The sequence below is a fragment of the Citrobacter sp. Ce119 genome, assembly GCF_030334525.1.
In the GTDB taxonomy this organism is placed as follows: Bacteria; Pseudomonadota; Gammaproteobacteria; order Enterobacterales; family Enterobacteriaceae; genus Citrobacter; species Citrobacter europaeus.
The window spans coordinates 262,846-283,344 of the sequence record NZ_JAOWDR010000047.1; the positions used below are offsets into that span (position 1 = coordinate 262,846).

A 20,499-nucleotide genomic window follows, 5' to 3' on the forward strand; every position below is an offset into this window, starting at 1 on the left:
TTAACCAGACCAATAAGATATTCACCTCACTTATGAATTGGGTTTTAGTGACCAATGCTAACCGTGCCTTATTGAAATTAAAGGCATATTCGGGGCGCGAAGTTTTGAGAAGACGAGGTCTTCTCAAGCAGTGAATGTGTAGGTTTTTTTAAACTCAGATTACATTTATGTGATGATCATAACTATGGTTTTTCCGTTGCCGACTTCACTCATACTTTTTTATGAAAACATTAAATTTTCATTTCTTTACATTTGAATTAATGCCAAATTTCTTATTAAGAAGAATTCTCATTAAGGCGATATTTAAGAGAGCAGGGGCAGATTATAAAATTTAATATTGGATGAAACTTAACGCGACATCATTCCAGAGGCCTGATTATGCTATTAGCGTAAATCAATACTGTGTGATAACTGGCCTACGTTTTGTTAAGTTCCCATCCAGACAGGTAATACAATGAAAAAAAATATAATTCTTCTTTCCGGAATGCTCTTTTCGGCATTCGGTAACGCCAGTACGCTCTATTTTTATGAAGTCGGAACGGAGGATACAGCACTCGCTGGTGCAGGGCAGGCCGCTCGCGCTCAGGATGCCTCAACGCTATTAACGAACCCAGCGGGAATGACCCGTCTGTCTGACCATATGGTCAGCGGAGGGTTGCAGGCGATGGGGGGAGATATTCCCTATACGCTGAACAATAGCGCTGACGAAAGGCAAAGTCCGGGGAACGTAATGACGCTGTTCCCCAATTCCAGTATGTTTTATGCGCAACGCCTGAGCGATACCGTTTCAGCCGGGCTGGGATTATATGGCAACTATGGGTTGGGTATCGATTTTGGCAACTGGGCCGGGGATCGGTTGATTAAACAAAGCACCCTGGTTGCGATGACGCTGAGTCCAGGCGTTGCATGGAAACTGAGTGACAAGGTGTCGGTTGGTGCTGCTGCGGGTTTGAACTACGGTTTTCTGTCTTTAAAAAGAAATGTCGACGGCCACGATGAAAAACAAAGCGATCATGACTGGGCGATGAATTACCGCCTTGGCTTATTGATGGATTTAAATGACAAAACACGGGCGGGCATAACCTGGAGCAGCAAGACTGATTATCATTTCAATATTGACGGCAAAGCGCGTTTCCCACATCTACCTAATATTGGCTATGACCTGCCGATTTCCGCCCAGGTCCGCGCGCCACAGCAGGTAATGGCTAGCTTGGTTCACGATATTAACCGAAGATGGTCAGTGATGGGGGATCTTGGCTGGCAGGACTGGAGTCAGTTTGGTAGCCCTCAGATTACAATAAATGGTCAACCTGACGATCGTGATAATAGGCTGAAAGATACATGGCATACGGCGGTGGGTGTGCAATATCATCCCGATGAGCAGTGGCGAATTAATGCCGGGGTCGCATTTGACAGTTCACCGTACAAAACACAAAGTAATGCCGCGCTTTCGTTACCGACCGGGGATGAATGGCGATTTGCCACCGGAGCTCAGTACCAGATTACCCCAGCCAGTAATATCGGGGTAGCCGTTGAGTATTTGCATATGCAGTCATCCAGCGTTAAATCTGATATCTATGCCGGTGAGTATAAAAATCCGTGGCTTTGGTTTGCCAGCGTTAACTACAGCTATCAGTTTTAGCATCGTTGTTATCAAGTCGAAATGTTATGTATTGTCAATAATCACCATAGCAAAGCATCCATGCACTAATGTTCAGTGAACGTCTGCTGGTGGCCTTCTAAAAAAATCATTTAAATAAAAATAAATTTGTACTTTTAGTATTGCGCAACCTATGGTTTTAATATGAGGCTGTACTATTCTTCATGGAATATACGTAGAATCATAGCGTTATCTCAATCAAAAGAATACAGGTTTGAACATGCAAATTTCACCCCCGGTACGCCCTGAACAAAGCATACAACGTTTAATGCAAGTGCTTGAGCCAATTGCAGAAAAGCTTAAGGTTGTACCTCGACGCCGTATCATGTGGAAATACAAAAATAAGCCTCAGCTATATCTTTTCCTGCAAGGAGAACTCTCCATCTTACGTTCGTCTGATGGCCTGTTAATTGTGACTGTCTATGAACCTCATCTGTTCGGTATTGCCGAGATGATCCAGCCGGTCCATGGTCACTTATTACGCGCAGAAGCCGAGTCGACAATATTACGCGTGGATGCCGATAAAGCGCGAGAGCTCTTCCATCAACAAGGGTTGTGGGAAGATGCGGCGGCTGTGCTTTCATATCACACGGGTTATCTCTTTTATCGCGATGATCTAGTGGTACAGCAGCGTACCTATTCGGTGATACGAAACCATCTCGAGGAAATGATTTTGTTACCGGAAGAGACCCGCAAACGCATGTCTATTTTGGATTACATTCAGGATCGCACCCACTTATCACGCAGCAGCGTTTTAAATGTCATTTCAGCCCTAAAAAAAGGAGGCTATATTGATTTTGAACGCGGGGGATATCTTACCACCATCAATAAATTACCTGAGCGATTTTGAGTAAATCCAAAAATAAATTAAAAAGTAATTATCACCACAACTTAAATACCCTATTGTAGCGATACGTTATTTGTATCAATCGTAACTGAAAGCCTCGATAGGAAAATCATGAAAAAGACGCTTATTACACTTATTATTGCTAACGCTTTTACAGCCACAACCGCTTTTGCTGCAGCGGATGTCGGAACCTGGTATGCTGGCGGGAAATTTGGTTGGTCACACTATTTTGACTCCAGCACCACTCAACAGAGCAATAATCACGGTGAAAAATTTGGTAATGTTGGCACCGATGGCGATAATGTTGGTGGCGGTGTATTCACCGGTTATCAAATTACACCATGGCTCGCCGTTGAAGGTGGTTATGATTATTTAGGTAATATGCAGTTCAATGGTAAAAATGGCGCATCAGGTTCGCAAATGAAAAGCCAGGGGCTGCAACTCACACTGAAAGCAAGTTATGGTCTGAACGATGCCTGGGATGTATATGGTCGGGCAGGTGCCATGGGATATCGCGCAGAGTCCGATATTAAAGGGAATAATCGTTTTGATACCGGTGTCCGTCCGGTAGTGGCGGTAGGTACTGAATATGCCTTTAATAATAATTGGGCAGGGCGCCTTGAGTATCAATGGGTAAGCAATGTCGGTAACGAAAACCAGATTGGAGCAACCAGCGATGTCAGTTCTGTTACGGCGGGGCTGTCATATCGTTTTGGCCAGCATGACTAACCTTAGTTAATCAAACAGCCCATATTTAAGAGCCTCCACATTCATCAATGAGGAGGCTCTTTTATTATTCAATAAGAGAATTAACCGACTGATTGATGCTCAACAGACCCGTTTGATTATGCTCCTTATAATAAAAATTGTTCATCTGTTGCATTTGCTCAAGCTTAGATAATGAAGCATACACCTGGTATGCCTGGCTATGAACATCAAACATCTCATTACGCTTAACATCATGAAGATAATCACTTTTTAGCGTGTTTGCCACGTTTTTAATTTGCAGTTTATTTTCTTGATATAACGACAAGGATCTCGAATTACTGCTCGATTTAGTCACGGAGTTATTCTGGATAACAGGAATAATCATTTTATTAATTCTAATTACTTTCTCCGGTGGCGAAGAGCTACAACCAGAGAGGGTTCCAATGATGAGTAATAGATAAAGTGCACGCATATTTATTGACCTAAGGAAATGGATGCCAGTCATTATCTTTTTAAACAATCCATTGTCTACGGATGATTTATTTAAATAAAAATTTATAATTAAATATTTTTTAATGATACTGGCTTATAAGGTTATGTTAACCTTTCAATACTCAATCACGCCGTCCTGATAAACATCGCATCGCAGATGCATGTCAATAATCAATGAAGCAGTTTTGATCCTGCTTGAAAATTTATTATTAGCAGAGAATTTATGAAACTAAATAAACGAGTAAGCTATCTGGCTTTAGCCGGTGTCTGTTCGACATCGTTAATGTCACTTCCTGCAATCGCACAGGAAGGGGCAAAAGATGCTACAGCTCAAACCAAAAGCGCGAATGATGCCTTATACGGGCAATTGCCATTCACTGATAAAACAGATTTCGTAAATGCCCATAAGGGATTTATCGCTCCGCTTCCCGATGAACTAATCAAAGGAAAGCAAGGGAACATCGTTTGGGATCCGCAGCAATATGCTTTTATCAAGGAAGGCGAAAAAGCTCCCGCTACGGTTAATCCAAGCCTGTGGCGTCAGTCGCAGTTGATCAATATCGGTGGTCTGTTCCAGGTAACCGATGGTGTATATCAAATCCGTAATCTGGATCTCTCGAATATGACGATAATGGAGGGGAAAGAGGGAATTACGGTCATTGATCCGCTGGTATCGGCAGAAACGGCAAAAGTCGGAATGGATCTTTATTATGAAAATCGCGGTAAAAAACCCGTTGTTGCCGTCATTTATACGCACAGCCATGTTGACCACTACGGCGGCGTACGTGGTGTCGTGGATGAAGCTGATGTTAAATCCGGCAAAGTGAAGGTATATGCACCGGCTGGTTTTATGAAGGAGGCCGTATCTGAAAATATTATGGCAGGTAACGCCATGAGTCGCCGGGCCAGTTATATGTATGGCAATCTGTTAAAACCGGATGCAAAAGGTCAGGTAGGTGCAGGCCTTGGTACGACAACCTCTGCGGGTACGGTGACACTGATTGAACCTACTAATTACATTACCCACACCGGGCAGAAAGAAGTTATCGACGGTCTAACCTATGATTTCATGATGGCGCCTGGTTCAGAAGCGCCCTCTGAAATGCTGTGGTATGTAGAAGAGAAGGGAATGATTGAGGCCGCTGAAGATGTAACCCACACGCTGCATAACACCTATTCGCTGCGGGGCGCGAAGATCCGCGATCCGCTGGCATGGTCAAAATATATCAATGACGTTATTGGCCGCTGGGGAGGTAAGGCGAGCATTATTATTGCTCAGCACCACTGGCCAACCTGGGGTAATGAAAATGTTGTGAAGTTAATGAAGAGCCAGCGCGATATGTACCGTTACATCAACGATCAAACATTGCGGATGGCTAACCAGGGTCTGACTCGTGACGAAATCGCCGCTAACTTCAAACTGCCGTCTGGTCTGGAAAAATCATGGGCCAGCCGCGGATACTATGGTTCCGTTAGCCATGACGTGAAAGCAACTTATGTCTTTTACCTCGGCTGGTTCAACGGTAACCCGGCAACGCTGAACGAACTACCGCCAGTAGATGCCGCGAAGAAATATGTCGATTATATGGGAGGGGCCGATGCCATCATGCAAAAAGCAAAAGCGGATTATGACCATGGTAATTACCGTTGGGTGGCGCAGGTGACTAACAATATCGTCTTTGCGGATCCGAGCAATAAAGAGGCTCGTAATCTGGAAGCCGATGCTCTTGAGCAGATGGGTTACCAGGCAGAGTCCGGTCCATGGCGTAATTTTTATCTGACTGGTGCGCAAGAATTACGCAATGGTGTGGTAAAAGGCGCAACCCCCAATACCGCCAGCCCGGATACGGTTAAAGCTATGTCGCCGGAAATGTTCTTCGATTATCTGGCTGTACATATTAATGGCGAAAAAGCGGCAAATGCCCAGGCTGTCTTCAACGTTGATTTAGGCGCTGACGGTGGTAAATACAAGTTGGAACTAGAAAACGGTGTTCTTAACCATAGTGCTGATACTCAGGCCAGTCATGCTGATGCCTCCATTACGCTGAATCGGGCGACGTTGAACAAAATTATCCTGAAGGAAGAATCGCTGAAGCAAGCGGAAGAGAAAGGTGAGGTACAGATCACTGGCAATCACGCCAAACTTGACGAGTTCGTCGGATATTTAGACAGTTTTGATTTCTGGTTTAACATTGTGACGCCTTAATTGTAGATAGAAATCATGTAATAACCCGTCAGCAATGACGGGTTTTTTATTATTGCTGCGGTTCAATTATTAAGAATAAAAAAGATCTGAAATATAATGTGGGAATATTTTATCCATAATGTTAATAATTAATGTAATTAAAGTAACACTCCATATAATCTGTATATTTTTGTTTTCATGGACGAGAGTTTGTGTATCATGATATAATGCGGCGGAAAAATATGCAGGTTATTAACCTGTCCGTAGCATAAATGAATTTTTGAGGAGACCATTCCAGTGGGACGTAAATGGGCAAACATTGTTGCTAAAAAAACAGCTAAAGACGGTGCAACGTCTAATATATATGCAAAATTTGGTGTAGAAATCTATGCTGCCGCTAAGCAAGGTGAGCCTGACCCAGAATCAAACTCAGCTTTAAAATTCGTTATTGAGCGTGCAAAACAAGCCCAGGTTCCTAAGCACGTTATTGATAAAGCAATCGATAAAGCCAAAGGTGGCAGCGATGAAACGTTCGTACAAGGGCGCTATGAAGGCTTTGGCCCAAGTGGTTCACTGATTATCGCTGAAACATTGACTTCCAATGTTAATCGTACAATTGCTAATGTCCGCTCAATCTTCAATAAAAAAGGCGGGAATATTGGAGCAGCAGGTGCAGTCAGCTATATGTTTGACAATACCGGGGTGATTGTATTTAAAGGAACAGACCCTGACCATATTTTTGAAGTTTTGCTGAATGCCGAAGTAGATGTCCGCGATGTAACCGAAGAAGAAGGGAACATCGTTGTTTATACTGAATCTACAGATCTCCACAAAGGAATTGCTGCTTTAAAAGAAGCTGGCATTACTGAGTTCTCAACAACAGAATTAGAAATGATTGCTCAATCAGAAATTGAACTTTCACCTGAAGATTTAGAAATCTTTGAAGGACTCGTTGACGCTCTTGAGGCTGACGATGATGTTCAAAAAGTATATCATAACGTTGCAAACCTTTAATTGTAAATTAAAAGGGAAGTGTCATTGTGGCTGATTTTGAACTTACAAATTTGTTATAAAAACATCCAGCCAGATGCATTGATTATAAGAAATAGATAAAGTTTACGTAGAAAATCCAGGTGACTGTCTGTTTTACACTCAAAGCAGACAGTCATGTTCACTGTTTGCCCACAGGATGAGTCAGGGCGTTCTTTTCCCGGGAATCAAAAACCGCCTCCACGTTCAAATGCGACTATAGGTTTGACCTTGTCGTTTATCATCACCGTTACCAACCCTTGAAAATGTATCCAAAGGATAGCCGGGTCGGGCTAATTCGTAACAGCGGACATCGCATCAGAGAGACTATAGATATCAAACGAGTTTTTATTCGAAGGATCTGACTGAAGCTTTACCGCAGCAGTCGCAAGTAAACACACGGATTGCTCAGCGCATTGATGAGCAGGAAAAAATAGCGGAAGCGATTTTACGCTGAAGTTAGTTTCATTAAAGGATTCTGTGAAGATTGCTGGCAGACAGTTGGTGGCCAGGACCGCATGTATGAGTTCGACGAACAGAAACTGACGCCATGTTTCCGGCACCAGAACGGATAGAAAACTTATTCGCTTTAACCGAAGCCGGATTGGGGAAGGGTAAGCACGCGAGTGAGCGCCATATGCTGAGGGCCATGAACTGAGAGATCATTAGATTGCATTTAACATAATATACATTATACGCACCAAGATGGGATGAGGAAGAATCTAAGGGTTTTATGGTAGTCCTTGTGCTGCTCAATAATGATGTCGAACCGTTGTTTAAAGCGCCGCGACCTAACTGATATCTATCTCCCTTATTTATTCTGTGCGTCCCGGCATTGAAATGTTTCATTTAAAAACGGAAAGCAGCATGTCGGCGATTCTAAAGCAGATGCATGTAATCGTTATATACTGCTCCATGAGGCATCGCTCACTTTCAGAAAAACGGTAATAAAATTGACCACTATCCAGACAATGCGTAATAAAAATGCTCACCCCATCCAACGCCTGGCACTCTTACTGCTCTTTGCCTGTACGCTAACGGGATGCGTATTGACCCGCGTTTCCGACAGCGCACATGCCAAAGAAGTCGACAGCCTGAATGTTGTTGGTCTGAGTCTGGATGCCGCGAGACAAAGAGCGACTGAAAAAGGTTTTGTATGCAGCGAATATAGCAATCTCAAAACGGTTGTCACCGATTATGGTCAACATCGATGGCTGCAAACTGAATGCAGCAAGAAAAGTGCTGAGCAATTTTGTCCGCAAACGCGTTTTGTGGTTCTCAATGTCGATCCTGAAACGAACAACGTTGTAGATGTGGGTAAATACATCGATCAAAACACGTGTTTTTGAAACCTGAACACCGGCACTGACTGTTGTATTAGATTGAGGATGCTAACTTGCTTATCAAAATCGTTATCGCAATGAGCGCATTTGCAGGAAATTCAGTGCTTTGCCGAATCGCGCTAAAGGGTATGCACGCCGATGCCATTTCTTTTAGCAGTCTCAGGTTAATCAGTGGTGCGATTGCCCTTTATTTATTCATCACGATAGCATCTGAGAGTAAAAAAATAGAGTTTAGATGGTTAAACGCCCTGCTACTTTGCATTTATGTTTTCTCATTCTCCGTTGCCTATGTTTCGCTCAATACCGGCACCGGCGCCCTGCTGCTCTTTGGTACCGTTCAGCTCGTCATGACGGTATGGGGATTAGCTCAGAAAGAAAAACTCGTAAAATTAAAAATAACAGGGATTCTGGGAGCATTGGTTGGAATAGCGATATTGCTACTTCCTGGTGCTGAGCGGCCTTCCTTGTATGCCTCAGTCATGATGATTATTTCCGGTGTTGCCTGGGCTATGTACAGTATCGCAGGGAAAAAAATCACGCATGCCGTAGCCTCAACGAGTGGTAATTTCATCCTGACGGTCCCGGTTGCACTGATTATTCCCCTCATCTTTCATACCCATCTTCACATTGATATAAACGGAATAATGCTGGGAGTATTATCAGGCGCACTAACATCGGGAGGCGCTTACCTGCTCTGGTACTCGCTTCTTCCGTTGCTCAAAGCCACGACGGCCAGTACCATCCAGCTCAGCGTTCCTTGTCTCGCCACGCTCGGCGGGATCGTGTTTTTGGGTGAAACGCTCACCGCCAGGATCCTTCTTGCAAGCATTATTATTTTAGCTGGAATAGGCTTAGTTATTTTTTCTGATATGAGAAAGGGTTCAAAATAGTCTGACTAATTATCGGCAAAGACGATACAGGACGTGTTGTGCTAGCCGATGATCAGTCGGCAACGCGGGATGCAGGAACTCTTCAGTCTTATTCATGCCCAACCGTATCATCAGGCGCTCTGACGGTTTATTCAGTACGGAAGTAAATGAAACCACCTCACTTAACCCCAGCTCCTCGAAAGCAAACGTCAGGCATGCCTCGGCGGCTTCCAATGCCAGCCCCTGGTGCCAGTAGTCTTTAGCCAGACGCCAGCCTATTTCGGTACAGGGTGAAAAGTGAAATTTATCAGGCTGTGGATGTAAACCTACACACCCCACAAACTGGTGTGTTTCTTTAAGTTCAACGACCCAGAATCCCCAACCGCGCTCTGTAATGCCTTCCTCGAACCTTGCAGCCAGGTTGTCGCTTTCCGTTCGTTGCAGCGGAGTCGGAAAGAAACGCATCACGTCCGGATCGGCATTTAGCGCAGCAAACGGGGCTCTGTCTTTGGCTTCCCACTGGCGTAAAACCAGTCTCGATGTTTCCAGCATATTTCTGCCCTTATCTTTCATTTTCATATAATCTTCTAAAAGAAATGGCTCATCGGCAAGGATTTATGCACCCTTTCCGCCTTTTTCTCTCATACTGGAGATTCATTCATGGCCGACTGGAACCCTTCGCTTTATCTGCAATATGAAACTGAACGTTCAAGACCCGCTGCGGAATTACTCAGCAGAGTGGCGTTAGAGAGTGTCCGTTCAGTCGTCGATCTTGGCTGTGGTCCGGGAAACAGTACGGCATTGCTATATCAGCGCTGGCCCTCGGCTGTAATAACCGGAGTTGATTCCTCACCCGCCATGCTTAATGAGGCGCGAAACGTATTACCGACATGCCGTTTTATTGAAGCGGATATCAGTAAGTTCCAGGTAGAGCATCCCGTAGATCTGCTTTATGCCAATGCGTCATTACAGTGGGTACCCAATCACTATGAACTGTTGCCAAATCTGGTATCGCTTCTTGGTCGCAACGGCGTTTTGGCCGTGCAAATGCCGGATAACTGGCTGGAACCCACGCATGTTCTGATGCGCGAAGTAGCTTATGAACAGGGTTATCCCGACCGGGGCCGGACGCCACTTCCAGGCGTACACGCCTACTATGATATCTTGAGCGAGGCAGGTTGTGAGGTAGATATCTGGCGCACAACGTATTATCACATTATGGATTCTCATCAGGCGATTATCGACTGGGTAAGTTCTACAGGCCTGCGCCCCTGGTTGCAGGATTTGAGCGAAAGAGAGCAACGCCAGTACCTGGCGCGCTACCACGAACTCCTGCAGGAGCAATATCCATTACAGGAAAATGGCAAAATTTTACTGGCGTTTCCGCGAATGTTTATGGTTGCCAGACGCAATAGTTAAGCGTTAATCATCAGACAGATCACAGGAATGAACTATCGTCTATGCGCGCCCTCGCCTTTTTATTATAAGGTTCTAGTGGCAATGGCGTGCATCTGCTAGTGTCTTGCCACGTATTTCTGACGGGAGTTGTTATGTCTAAAGTCTACATTGGTGGGTGTCTGTGTGGCTCGATCCGCTTCACTGCCAGCAGTCCTAATAATTCCCATACCTGTTCCTGCGATATATGCCGGAAACATACTGGCGTGCCGACCGTCGTCTGGATTGAGTTTGCTGCAGAAAATGTAGAATGGACGGGAAAAGCCGGAAAACCGACAACCTGGCGCTCATCTGAAACGACCAGTCGGGCCTTTTGCCCTCAGTGCGGGAGTTCCGTGGGCGCCATTGATGACGCCCCGGTAATTGCACTTTTAGCCGGAGCTTTTGACGATCCTAACGATGAAGATCTGGCCCCAGAGTTTCATTCGTTTTCCGATATGCAACCCGCCTGGTGGCAAAACGAACGTCGCTAAGTGAGTTGATAATGTTTATCCGGCATGTGTTTTGCTGGCACATTTGTTTCATCGTTCATTTGCAGTAAATCGATTTCAATAGCATTGCAAATCGCATCCAGCGGCAGGTCGTTGTTCTCTGTGCCAAACGGATCTTCCAGTTCTTCTGCAAGCGTGTCGAGCGAAATAAAAGTGTAGGAAATAAGCACTGAAATGAAAGGTGTCATGTAGTGCAGATCCACCACTAAGGCGAATGGCAACATGATACAAAACAGGTACACCGTGCGATGAAGGATCAAAGTATACGCAAACGGGACCGGAGTATTCGCAATCCGCTCACAACCTGCCAGCACCGCAGACATATCATTTAACCTATTGTTTAAACTATGGAATAATATATCTGATAGTTGTCCATTACGCCTGCGCACGGCCAACCACTCCCCCATCAGCAACAATATGCGGTTTGCCGGTGATTGTGAGGCAAATACCGTCTGCAGATCTTTCTCGCTGAGGTACTTCGCCAACGGCGCTGCCTGCGGTTTTCGGCGTAAAGTCATGCGTAAACAGTGGGCAAACGCGATTTGCAGACGAACAAACTGCCCCAGTTCGACGTCATCCGGTAAGGTGGTCTTTACCTCTCGTAAAAGCGATCGGGAAGCAATCATCAACTGCCCCCAAAGGTGGCGGGCCTCAACGTAACGTGAATAGCAGGCGTTATTGCGAAAGCCTAAAAAGATAGCAATAGCCACGCCGAGAATGCTGAACGGCGCCAGCGTAAATTTAATACCCAGCATCGTATACCACGGAAGCATGATAATAACGGCGATGGAGAGCAGGAAGTTCAGCAACAGACGTGAAAAGATTTTTGATAATACGGAACCATGCCAGACGAAAATCAGGCGTAGCCAGTGTTGTTGGGGGCGAACGATCATGGTTATCTTCGGAAAAATGTGAAACCCGTCACATTAGACGCGATAGTGATCAATGTTGCAAGTTAATCGCAACATTAACTAAACATCTTTTTCCTGCCAGACAATTCCCGCACCTGAGTTACAGAATGGCTTAGTATTTAACATACAATAGTATGTTGTAACTAATAATTGTTTTGCAAAAAACCCGGCCTGAGCCGGGCTGTTTTCTTAGCACAGTGGTTTAACGGCTTCACGCATGCCTTTTGCCAGAATGGTATCCAGATCGGCAGAAACCTGCTCCACCAGCCCAGAAACCTGAGTCAGGTCCTGCTCCCAGTGCTCTTTAACGCCCAGTACAGATTTAACCAGATCTTCGGTGTTTATCTGGCGGTCATGATGCTGAGACCAAAGCTGTTGAAAGCGCTCCACCCAGTGCGCATCATCCTGAACCGGATATGACTCACCGTTACGCTCTCCACGATAAAAGGCAATCAGCGCGGCAAGCGCAAACGTCAGGCGCGCCGGCAGTTTGCCGCTGGCCTGTTGCCCTGCCAGCAACTGCGGCAATATACGGGTACGGAATTTAGTCATGCCGTTCAGGGCAATCGACAGCAGCTGATGCTTGATGTACGGATTGCAGAATCGACCGGTCACCGCGCTGGCGAAAGATGCCAGCTCATCGCGAGGTAAATCCAGTACCGGAATGATCTCTTCATAAATAGCTTTTTCAACGAAGGCGCAAATCTCTGCGTCATTCATCGCCTCACCCACAGTATCGAGCCCTGCCTGCCAGGCAACAGGAACCAGTGCGGTGTGCGCGCCGTTGAGAATGGCCACTTTCCGTTCTTTGTACGGTTTGATGTCATCAACAATCAGGACATTGAGCGGATATTTATCCAGACGCAGTTCGGCGGCTAATGACTTTGGCCCCTGAATGACAAACAGATAGAAGTGTTCAGCCGTATCCAGGAATGCATCATGATAGCCAAGCTCAGCTTCAAGTTGCGCTACTTCGTCACGCGGATAACCGGTAACAATGCGGTCCACCAGCGTGGAACAAAATGCGTTGGCTTGATCCAGCCACTGAATAAATGCTTCCGGTAGCGCCCACTCCTGAGCGTAGCGCAGGACCAGTTCACGCAGCGCATCACCATTGTAATCAATCAGTTCGCAAGGGATGATAATCCAGCCTTTATCCGACGCACCATTAAAATGGCTGAACCGCTCGAACAGCAGTCGGGTCAGTTTAGCGGGATAACTCACCGCCGGTGCATCCTCAAACTTATCGCCCGCGTGGTAACTGATGCCTGCTTCAGTGGTGTTAGAAAAAACAAAACGCATATCTGGATTATGCGCCAGCTTCAGGAACTCATCGTATTCGCTATAGACGCTGATTTCGCGGTTAACTGAACGAATTAAACGAGCATCACTTACGGCATCGCCCTTCTCATTCAAGCCACGAATAATGGTGGTGTAGAGACCATCCTGTGTACTCAGCGATGGTGGGAAGGTACTTTCGATAGGACGAACAATGACCACACCTGCGTTCAGATCGGTATGCTCATTCAGCAGATCAACCTGCCAGTCAACGAAGGCGCGCAGGAAGTTTCCTTCACCAAACTGAATGATGCGTTCAGGATACTGAGCACCGGGGAAATCGCGACGATTTAGTGTTTGCACAATGGGTTCCCTTTATGATTAGTCATACAACCTGATTGAATTGGTCCAATAGGTTAGCAAACTTTAATACATTGAAACCCTGTTTTGATCAATCCCCGATAATAAATTAGAGAGTTTTATAGAAAAGTGTGGTCCCGGTCAGCGTCCCGTCGGGCATTTTGGCATAGTCGGGTATCACCCCAACTTTTTGCCATCCGCAATTGTGGTAGAACAACTCAGCGGAACTGCCCGTCGCGGTATCAAGCACCAGCAGCGTCTTGCCTTGTTGATGCGCGCAACGTTCGAGTCCGTTCATCAATTCCCGAGCCACACCGCCCCGTCGCGCAGAGGTGTGAACCAGTAGTTTGGCGACATCCGCACGATGGGGTTGGTTTTCGGGTTGATCGATAATGAGCTGGACGGTACCAACAAGAACACCCTGTGCGTCCTGTGCCCCCAGAACAATCCTTTCTCCACGGTCGACACTTTGCGCGACGCTCATCCAGAAAGGTCGTGACTTTTCACTCGTAAAAGGCAGCATAAAGCTAACAGAGGCGCCGTCATTGACGCATGTTTCAAGGATGTCGCTGAGCTCGTCGATTCTCGACAGAATCTGTGCCGTACTCATCACAAAGCAGGGTTTGCAGATAGCCATTTTTTCTCCTTAGATTGACCTCTTTATACTGCTTTTAACAAAAGCACAACACAAGGAGACATATCATAGGATTATGTTATCTATGGCTTATTCATTTGAAGCACTAACCAGTGATAAATAACCGTGACAACGTAACGTTGCTGCTCATCGTTAAGCGCGACACCCTGAGGAATATCATGCCATTTCGCCAGACAGCCCCGACAACAGGTGGCCGTAGCATGTTGAGCGATAAAGACCGGATGCCCACGCATGGGCGTCTGCTTACCATCATTGACCGGTAACGCCGGGGCCAGCCGTTTGGCAATAAAATCCGCAGCGTGTTGCTCGATAACCGGCGCACCTTTATCCAGACAATACTGCCTTTCTTTCTGACCAAGACGAAACCGCGAGCGAAACGTTGATTTCGCCAGCCTGGCAAAAAGAGGATCGAGCGTATTCATCAGTAAACCGAGCGCCCCAGTTGTTGTGTTAATTGCTCCAGCACGGCGATACCCGCCAGCGAATTTCCCGCAGGATCCAGTTCCGGACTCCAGACGGCAATCGCCATCTCGTGGGGAACGATAGCCACGATACCGCCGCCAACGCCAGATTTCGCCGGTAAACCTACTCGCCAGGCAAATTCCCCTGCGTTCTGATACATGCCACTGGTAGCCATCAACGCGTTGATCTGCCTGGCCTGCATGGGCGTAACCACGGGCTCCGCAAGATGAAAGGCGTGTCCCTGATTCGCCAGAAAGACGAACGTACGCGCCAGTTCTACACAGCTCATTTTCAACGCACAATAGTGAAAGTAATTTTGTAAAACAGTGGTCACATCATGATGGAAATTGCCAAATGATTTCATCAGCCAGGCGATAGCCGCGTTACGCGCCGAGTGCTCAAACTCAGAACGCGCCACTGTCGAATCATAGGCGATATCCGATACGCCGCTTAACGCCCTAACCACTTCCAGCATCCGTTGACGCGGTGCGCTCAGTCGCCCTTGCAGCATGTCGCAAACCACCAGCGCCCCGGCATTGATGAAGGGATTACGCGGGATCCCCTGTTCCATTTCCAGCTGTACCAGGGAGTTAAAAGGATGACCGGATGGATCCTTGCCGACACGTTGCCAGATCTCATCCTCCTGATAATGACGCATCGCCACGACCAGACTGAGCACCTTTGAAATTGACTGAATAGAAAAGCGCTCTTGCGCATCCCCCGCCTGATAGTGCTGTCCATCGACGGTGCAAATGGCAATACCCAGTTTTGAACCGTCCACGGAAGCTAATGCAGGAATGTAATCAGCGACTTTACCTTGACCAATCAGCGGACGAACCTGCTGCACAATGGTCTCTAAAATTGAATTGTCCATGGCCCTGGCCACAACATGCTCCTTGCTCGCAGGTATGAAAGGCCTGCGAGTATAACAGAGCTGAATACGCAGCGTCAGGCCGGAAGGCGGAATCTGGCCACTGCCTGCATAAGCTGGTGAGATTCATGATGTAGCTGCAAGGAAGAATTGGATGCGGCATTCACCAGATCGCTGGTTTGCCGGGCCTCTCCGTTCAGAACATGAAGCTTACGAGTCAACTGGTGAATACTGTCCCCCTGATTTAACGTTGCCGCCGAAATATCGTTCAGCAATGCGCCGAGGTTTTCCACCAGCGAAATAACCTGCTGTAGATTCTCATCCAGCCCGTTTACGGCATGAAAGCCCTCTTCAATGCCCTGTAAAGAGTGTTGAATGAGCGCCTGAATATTCTGCGTCGACTGACCGCTTTTTCGCGCCAGAAGTCCAACTTCTTTGGCGACCACTGCAAACCCGCGCCCTTGTTCCCCAGCATGTGCAGCCTCGATTGCCGCGTTCAGTGCGAGGATGTTTGTCTGAAACGCGATGTTGTCGATTAGCGTTATAATTCCGCGCATTTCAGACGAGCGCGTCACAATCGCCTGCATTGACGCATTTACCGTCGCCATCATTCGGTCTCCGCCCGCCGCAATATCACGGGCCTGCACAGCACGCTGATTCGCCAGTTGAGCAAAGCCACTGTTATCCTCAACATGCGTTTCAAGAAAACCTATATGCGAAGTCACGGTACTCAACTCTTCACTTTGTTTCGCCGATTGCTGATACAACTGCTTATTATTTTGCGCAAGTTCGCTGATGTTCCCCACCATTGCGGTTGTGGCGTCATTCACCTGCTGTACCAGCGCGCAGAGTCCCTGCTGCATTGCAGCAATTCGCAAACTTAATTGCATCACTTCCCGATTGAACTGACTCACCTGCGGAGCTGGTCGGGAAAGATCGCCTGCCGCTAAAATATCGATATGATCGATCAGCCGTCGCAGCGGTGTTATCACCCAACGAGACATACTGCGCCAGACCAGCACAGCGATAACCACCAGCACCAGAGGAATAAACAAAAACAGATGCTGTAAACGCTCAAGACTGGTCAACAATTGCTGACGCCCGACTTCCGCATGTCGCCCACTTTCCTGCTGAAAGCGGGCGTAGTTGTCGTTAAAATCTGACTGAAACGCCTGTACGGGCACGGCAAAAAAAGCGTCAATCGAACCGGACTGCATCAGCCCGTCCGCTTGTTCCTGAATGCCGCTATAAAAGCGCTGATAGCTCTCCGTGAGTTCAGGATCCGGCTGCGGTTTTAAATGACTCCATGCATCCCATGCGGTTTTTGACTGTGTCAGCGCCCGATGAGCCTCCTCCATTAATGGCCGCCAACTTCCGTCAGAGCCGGTGGCAGCATCCTGCATAAAATAAACTCCAGCCCGGTTAAGCAGATCGCTGGCAGACAATAATGCCACCCGCGCTTCATCGATCTTCGCCTGCTGTATTAGCGCGAGCTGATTACGACCTTCATTATGCTGCGCGTCGCTGACAGAGGCCGAGAGCATCAAAGAGGACGCGACCTGCAATACAGAGAACAGTGCAATTATGCAGAAAATACCAGTTAACAAACCAAACTGACGGGGGATCAGACGTTGAAAAATTTGCGTTATGTTCATATTACTCTTCTGTATCAAAGCGTTAGACGCGAATATACGGAGAGTAAATGACAGAAAAATTGCAGAAATAAGACAGGTGCCCCCGATGGAGGCACCCACACCATCAGAGGCGGTTTTTCCAGACGGTCTGCACGTTACAGAACTCATGCAGGCCAAAGTGAGAGAGCTCGCGGCCAAAACCACTTTTCTTCACGCCGCCAAATGCAACACGGGCATCGCTGGCACTGAAGCCATTGATGAATACGCCTCCACATTCCAGGCGTGACGCCATATTCTGCGCCAGCGCTTCATCTGCGGTGAACACCGTGGCGGATAAACCGAAATCACTATCATTTGCCAGTGCTAAGGCATGTTCCGCATTCTTTGCCACGGTAATCGCTGCAACCGGGCCAAACAGCTCCTGACGAAAAGCCGTCATCTCTGGAGTGACATCACCCAGTACCGTCACAGCATAGTAATTGCCGTGGCCTGCAATTTTTTCCCCGCCGAGAAGTAATCGCGCTCCTTCAGCAAGGGAGGCTTCAACCTGCTGATGAAGCTCATCACGCAGATCAAATCGCGCCATCGGACCCAGATCGTTTTCTTCGTTCAGCGGATCGCCCATTTTGAGCGCGCTCGCGGCCGCGACAAAACGAGCCGTAAATTCTGCCGCAATACCTTCTTCAATAATGAAACGCTTGGCTGCCGCACACACCTGCCCAGTGTTCTGGTAACGCCCGGCAACTGCCGCCTTAACGGCCAGGTCAAGATCAGCATCATTAAGGACAATAAACGGATCGGAACCACCCAGCTCAAGCACACATTTCTTCAACGCCGCCCCTGCCTGAGCGCCAATCGCCGCACCGGCACGAACACTGCCCGTCACCGTTACCGCCGCAATACGCGGGTCATTGATCATCTGACTTACCCCAGCGTTGTCGGCATTCACCCAACCGTAAACCCCGGCAGGAACATTCGCATCAGCAAATACCTGGGCGATAATCGCAGCACAGCCGGTTACATTCGGTGCATGCTTTAACAGGTAGCCATTTCCGGCCAACAGAATTGGAATGGCGCCACGCAGTACCTGCCAGAGTGGGAAGTTCCACGGCATGATCGCCAGAATGGTTCCTACGGGGCGGTACTCAATCACCGCCTGATTGTTTTCCACCAGCGTAGGTTCCGGATTGAGCATCGCCGGGCCATGTTCGGCGTACCAGTCGCACAATGCGGCCGATTTGGCAACTTCACCCCGTGCCTGCTTGATGGGTTTGCCCATTTCACGGGAAATACATTGCGCCATCTCTTCCGCACGATGACGCAGAGCCTGCCCGATATCACGCAGCGTTTGCGCACGGTGTTCAACGGAAGTATGTTTCCATTCGCTGTAGCCTTTCGCAGCAAGGCTCAGCGCATGTGCAATCTCTTCAGCGCTCGCCCATGGCATCGCTGCCAGCCTTTCTCCATTAGCAGGATTAACGGAAATCGCATGTGTTGCTGCTGTGATAGTCATAGTTGCCTCTCTTCATCGCAGGGTATGGTTATATCATGCGCATATTTACTCTTTCTGAAAAATGAATAATATTAACCACACCATTCACGAATAGAGAACACCATGGATCTGACGCAACTGGAAATGTTCAATGCCGTCGCAGAGACCGGCAGTATTACGCAGGCCGCTGCGAAGGTGCATCGCGTGCCATCTAATCTCACCACCCGCATTCGCCAGCTTGAAGCCGACCTTGGCGTCGATCTGTTTATTCGTGAAAACCAGCGTCTGCGACTTTCCCCATCCGGGCACAACTTTTTGCGCTACAGCCAGCGGATCCTCGCACTGGTTGAGGAAGCGAGAATGGTCGTCGCCGGGGATGAACCTCAGGGGTTGTTCTCTCTTGGCTCGCTGGAAAGTACTGCCGCTGTGCGAATCCCCGCCACGCTGGCGGAATATAACCAGCGTTACCCCAAAATTCAGTTTGCGCTGGCGACAGGCCCTTCGGGCACGATGCTGGATGGTGTGCTCGAGGGGACGCTGAACGCCGCCTTTGTTGACGGTCCGATTACCCATCCTGGCCTTGAAGGAATGCCGGTCTACCGTGAAGAGATGATGATTGTCACGCCGCACGGTCACCCTCCCATCCAGCGGGCCAGTGATGTTAACGGTTGTAGTATTTACGCCTTTCGCGCCAACTGTTCCTATCGCCGCCACTTTGAAAGCTGGTTTCATGCCGATCGCGCAATGCCCGGCACCATTCATGAAATGGAGTCGTATCACGGAATGCTGGCCTGCGTTATTGCCGGCGCGGGTATCGCGCTGATCCCGCGCTCGATGCTGGAGAGCATGCCTGGGCATCATCAGGTCAACGCCTGGGCGCTAAGCGAAAACTGGCGCTGGCTGAATACGTGGCTGGTCTGGCGCAGAGGCGCAATGACGAGGCAACTGGAAGCGTTTATTGAGATCTTGAACCCCCAGTTGTCGCAGAATAGGGATTAACTGGCAATCGTCAGTTGGCAGGGTAACTGTTCTAGTTGCTCGCGCACGCCCTCATTGAGCCGGGCATCGGTCACAATATCCGTCAGCGCATTCAAATGGGTAACATTAAACAATGACCACGCGCCATATTTTGAACTGTCTGCCAGCAGTACCCGGCGACTGGCGTTGGCAATCAGGTCACGTTTTACCCCGGCCTTCTCTTCCGTCGGCGCGGTGATCCCACGCGCCAGATCCCAACCGTTACAGCTTAAAAACGCGATATCCGGCCAGACGCTCTGCAACAGTTTACGCCCATGCTCGCCGATGCATGACTGGCTGGAGTCATCAATCCGCCCGCCAATGATCGTCACTTCAATTTGTTTAAACTCGGAGAAAAAAAGTGCGATGTGCAGATCGCTGGTGATGACCCGCAGCGGCAGATGGGTGAGCTGACGAGCCAGTTCAATCATTGTCGTACCTGCATCCAGAACAATAGAATCCCCTGCCTTCACCAGGCTTGCTGCCGCGCTGGCGATCGCTTGTTTTTCTTGCAGGCTGCGTTGCATTTTCTCATGCGTAGTAGGCTGCGATGGGATAAATCGGTTAAGCGTCACACCACCATGGGTACGGCTGATCACGCCTTCCTGATCGAGTTTAATCAGATCGCGACGAATAGTCGCCGGAGAGGCGCCCGTCACGGCAACCAACTGTTCTACCGTCGCCAGATTATGCCCTTTCAGATAATCCATAATCTGTTCTAACCGATTATATCCCTTCAT

The 20,499-nt window shown here is 48.0% G+C and carries 20 protein-coding genes; 10 read left to right on the forward strand and 10 right to left on the reverse strand.

Annotated features, from left to right (window positions below):
- Positions 1-454 precede the first annotated feature (454 nt).
- The 3 genes from OGV80_RS09965 to OGV80_RS09975 all read left to right on the forward strand — a co-directional run bounded on the left by OGV80_RS09965 (position 455) and on the right by OGV80_RS09975 (position 3,236).
- On the forward strand, positions 455-1,642 hold the full coding sequence (locus OGV80_RS09965) for an OmpP1/FadL family transporter (RefSeq protein WP_087053323.1): 1,188 nt from the start codon (positions 455-457) through the stop codon (positions 1,640-1,642).
- A gap of 238 nt (positions 1,643-1,880) precedes the next feature.
- Complete coding sequence (locus tag OGV80_RS09970) at positions 1,881-2,510, forward strand: winged helix-turn-helix transcriptional regulator (RefSeq protein ID WP_080625183.1); 630 nt, start codon at positions 1,881-1,883, stop codon at positions 2,508-2,510.
- Positions 2,511-2,618: 108 nt separating this feature from the next.
- Positions 2,619-3,236 carry an outer membrane beta-barrel protein gene (locus OGV80_RS09975; RefSeq protein ID WP_047411283.1) on the forward strand — a complete coding sequence of 206 codons (618 nt, stop codon included), beginning with the start codon at positions 2,619-2,621 and terminating at the stop codon, positions 3,234-3,236.
- A 64-nt stretch (positions 3,237-3,300) separates the two neighbouring features.
- On the opposite strand, the gene OGV80_RS09980 is transcribed toward OGV80_RS09975, so the two are convergent.
- Positions 3,301-3,687 (reverse strand): KPN_03583 family lipoprotein, encoded by a 387-nt coding sequence (locus tag OGV80_RS09980; protein WP_087053425.1) that lies wholly within the window; start codon positions 3,685-3,687, stop codon positions 3,301-3,303.
- A gap of 243 nt (positions 3,688-3,930) precedes the next feature.
- Between OGV80_RS09980 and OGV80_RS09985 the strand changes: the two genes are divergently transcribed.
- The 4 genes from OGV80_RS09985 (at position 3,931) to OGV80_RS10000 (ending at position 9,154) form a co-directional block, all read left to right on the forward strand.
- Complete coding sequence (locus tag OGV80_RS09985) at positions 3,931-5,913, forward strand: alkyl/aryl-sulfatase (RefSeq protein WP_087053322.1); 1,983 nt, start codon at positions 3,931-3,933, stop codon at positions 5,911-5,913.
- A 276-nt stretch (positions 5,914-6,189) separates the two neighbouring features.
- Positions 6,190-6,906, forward strand: coding sequence for a YebC/PmpR family DNA-binding transcriptional regulator (locus OGV80_RS09990; protein WP_043016333.1), 717 nt, complete (start codon positions 6,190-6,192; stop codon positions 6,904-6,906).
- 986 nt (positions 6,907-7,892) lie between these two features.
- A complete protein-coding gene (locus tag OGV80_RS09995) occupies positions 7,893-8,270 on the forward strand; it encodes a hypothetical protein (protein WP_286514765.1) in 378 nt (125 codons plus the stop codon).
- Positions 8,271-8,317: 47 nt separating this feature from the next.
- The gene (locus tag OGV80_RS10000; RefSeq protein WP_047411293.1) at positions 8,318-9,154 is read left to right on the forward strand and encodes a DMT family transporter; all 837 of its coding nucleotides are present in this window, start codon (positions 8,318-8,320) and stop codon (positions 9,152-9,154) included.
- A gap of 9 nt (positions 9,155-9,163) precedes the next feature.
- Here OGV80_RS10000 and OGV80_RS10005 read toward each other — a convergent pair whose 3' ends face one another.
- Positions 9,164-9,685, reverse strand: a complete 522-nt coding sequence (locus tag OGV80_RS10005) for a GNAT family N-acetyltransferase (protein ID WP_199994697.1) — start codon at positions 9,683-9,685, stop codon at positions 9,164-9,166.
- A 108-nt stretch (positions 9,686-9,793) separates the two neighbouring features.
- Here OGV80_RS10005 and tam point away from each other — a divergent pair, with 108 nt between their 5' ends.
- Both tam and OGV80_RS10015 read left to right on the forward strand, forming a co-directional pair.
- Positions 9,794-10,552, forward strand: a complete 759-nt coding sequence (gene tam / locus OGV80_RS10010) for a trans-aconitate 2-methyltransferase (RefSeq protein ID WP_043016337.1) — start codon at positions 9,794-9,796, stop codon at positions 10,550-10,552.
- A 131-nt stretch (positions 10,553-10,683) separates the two neighbouring features.
- Positions 10,684-11,061 carry a GFA family protein gene (locus tag OGV80_RS10015; protein WP_047411299.1) on the forward strand — a complete coding sequence of 126 codons (378 nt, stop codon included), beginning with the start codon at positions 10,684-10,686 and terminating at the stop codon, positions 11,059-11,061.
- Here the strand turns inward: OGV80_RS10015 and OGV80_RS10020 are convergent.
- From OGV80_RS10020 to sad, 7 genes are all read right to left on the reverse strand, one after another.
- Positions 11,058-11,972, reverse strand: a complete 915-nt coding sequence (locus tag OGV80_RS10020) for a bestrophin family protein (RefSeq protein ID WP_043016339.1) — start codon at positions 11,970-11,972, stop codon at positions 11,058-11,060. The genes OGV80_RS10015 and OGV80_RS10020 overlap by 4 nt on opposite strands.
- Before the next feature lie 207 nt (positions 11,973-12,179).
- On the reverse strand, positions 12,180-13,631 hold the full coding sequence (locus tag OGV80_RS10025; RefSeq protein ID WP_043016340.1) for a tagaturonate reductase: 1,452 nt from the start codon (positions 13,629-13,631) through the stop codon (positions 12,180-12,182).
- Positions 13,632-13,737: 106 nt separating this feature from the next.
- Positions 13,738-14,265: a GNAT family N-acetyltransferase gene (locus tag OGV80_RS10030; RefSeq protein WP_043016341.1), complete on the reverse strand. Its 528-nt coding sequence runs from the start codon at positions 14,263-14,265 to the stop codon at positions 13,738-13,740.
- A gap of 80 nt (positions 14,266-14,345) precedes the next feature.
- Entirely contained in the window at positions 14,346-14,705 is a 360-nt protein-coding gene (locus tag OGV80_RS10035) for a DUF4186 domain-containing protein (protein WP_043016342.1), read from the reverse strand.
- On the reverse strand, positions 14,705-15,631 hold the full coding sequence (gene glsB / locus OGV80_RS10040; protein WP_043016343.1) for a glutaminase B: 927 nt from the start codon (positions 15,629-15,631) through the stop codon (positions 14,705-14,707). The genes OGV80_RS10035 and glsB overlap by 1 nt, the downstream gene beginning before the upstream one ends.
- Positions 15,632-15,693: 62 nt before the next feature.
- Positions 15,694-17,271: a methyl-accepting chemotaxis protein gene (locus OGV80_RS10045; RefSeq protein WP_043016344.1), complete on the reverse strand. Its 1,578-nt coding sequence runs from the start codon at positions 17,269-17,271 to the stop codon at positions 15,694-15,696.
- Between the two features lie 103 nt (positions 17,272-17,374).
- Positions 17,375-18,763, reverse strand: a complete 1,389-nt coding sequence (sad, locus tag OGV80_RS10050) for a succinate-semialdehyde dehydrogenase (protein WP_181231424.1) — start codon at positions 18,761-18,763, stop codon at positions 17,375-17,377.
- 102 nt (positions 18,764-18,865) lie between these two features.
- On the opposite strand from sad, the gene ptrR reads away from it, so the two are divergent.
- Positions 18,866-19,741, forward strand: a complete 876-nt coding sequence (ptrR, locus tag OGV80_RS10055; RefSeq protein WP_181634691.1) for a putrescine utilization regulator PtrR — start codon at positions 18,866-18,868, stop codon at positions 19,739-19,741.
- Here ptrR and OGV80_RS10060 read toward each other — a convergent pair.
- A complete protein-coding gene (locus tag OGV80_RS10060; protein ID WP_043016347.1) occupies positions 19,738-20,499 on the reverse strand; it encodes a DeoR/GlpR family DNA-binding transcription regulator in 762 nt (253 codons plus the stop codon). The two genes, ptrR and OGV80_RS10060, sit on opposite strands and share 4 nt — an antisense overlap.

Bases quoted from the DNA above. Each gene is read 5' to 3' on its own strand.
- OGV80_RS10020 (WP_043016339.1), bottom strand. From the start codon at position 11,972: ATGATCGTTCGCCCCCAACAACACTGGCTACGCCTGATTTTCGTCTGG.
- OGV80_RS09975 (WP_047411283.1), top strand. From the start codon at position 2,619: ATGAAAAAGACGCTTATTACACTTATTATTGCTAACGCTTTTACAGCC.
- OGV80_RS10035 (WP_043016342.1), bottom strand. From the start codon at position 14,705: ATGAATACGCTCGATCCTCTTTTTGCCAGGCTGGCGAAATCAACGTTT.
- OGV80_RS09965 (WP_087053323.1), top strand. From the start codon at position 455: ATGAAAAAAAATATAATTCTTCTTTCCGGAATGCTCTTTTCGGCATTC.
- OGV80_RS10015 (WP_047411299.1), top strand. From the start codon at position 10,684: ATGTCTAAAGTCTACATTGGTGGGTGTCTGTGTGGCTCGATCCGCTTC.
- ptrR (WP_181634691.1), top strand. From the start codon at position 18,866: ATGGATCTGACGCAACTGGAAATGTTCAATGCCGTCGCAGAGACCGGC.
- OGV80_RS09995 (WP_286514765.1), top strand. From the start codon at position 7,893: ATGCGTAATAAAAATGCTCACCCCATCCAACGCCTGGCACTCTTACTG.
- OGV80_RS09970 (WP_080625183.1), top strand. From the start codon at position 1,881: ATGCAAATTTCACCCCCGGTACGCCCTGAACAAAGCATACAACGTTTA.
- OGV80_RS10030 (WP_043016341.1), bottom strand. From the start codon at position 14,265: ATGGCTATCTGCAAACCCTGCTTTGTGATGAGTACGGCACAGATTCTG.
- OGV80_RS10005 (WP_199994697.1), bottom strand. From the start codon at position 9,685: ATGCTGGAAACATCGAGACTGGTTTTACGCCAGTGGGAAGCCAAAGAC.
- OGV80_RS10060 (WP_043016347.1), bottom strand. From the start codon at position 20,499: ATGAAGGGATATAATCGGTTAGAACAGATTATGGATTATCTGAAAGGG.
- tam (WP_043016337.1), top strand. From the start codon at position 9,794: ATGGCCGACTGGAACCCTTCGCTTTATCTGCAATATGAAACTGAACGT.
- OGV80_RS09980 (WP_087053425.1), bottom strand. From the start codon at position 3,687: ATGCGTGCACTTTATCTATTACTCATCATTGGAACCCTCTCTGGTTGT.
- OGV80_RS09985 (WP_087053322.1), top strand. From the start codon at position 3,931: ATGAAACTAAATAAACGAGTAAGCTATCTGGCTTTAGCCGGTGTCTGT.
- sad (WP_181231424.1), bottom strand. From the start codon at position 18,763: ATGACTATCACAGCAGCAACACATGCGATTTCCGTTAATCCTGCTAAT.
- OGV80_RS10045 (WP_043016344.1), bottom strand. From the start codon at position 17,271: ATGAACATAACGCAAATTTTTCAACGTCTGATCCCCCGTCAGTTTGGT.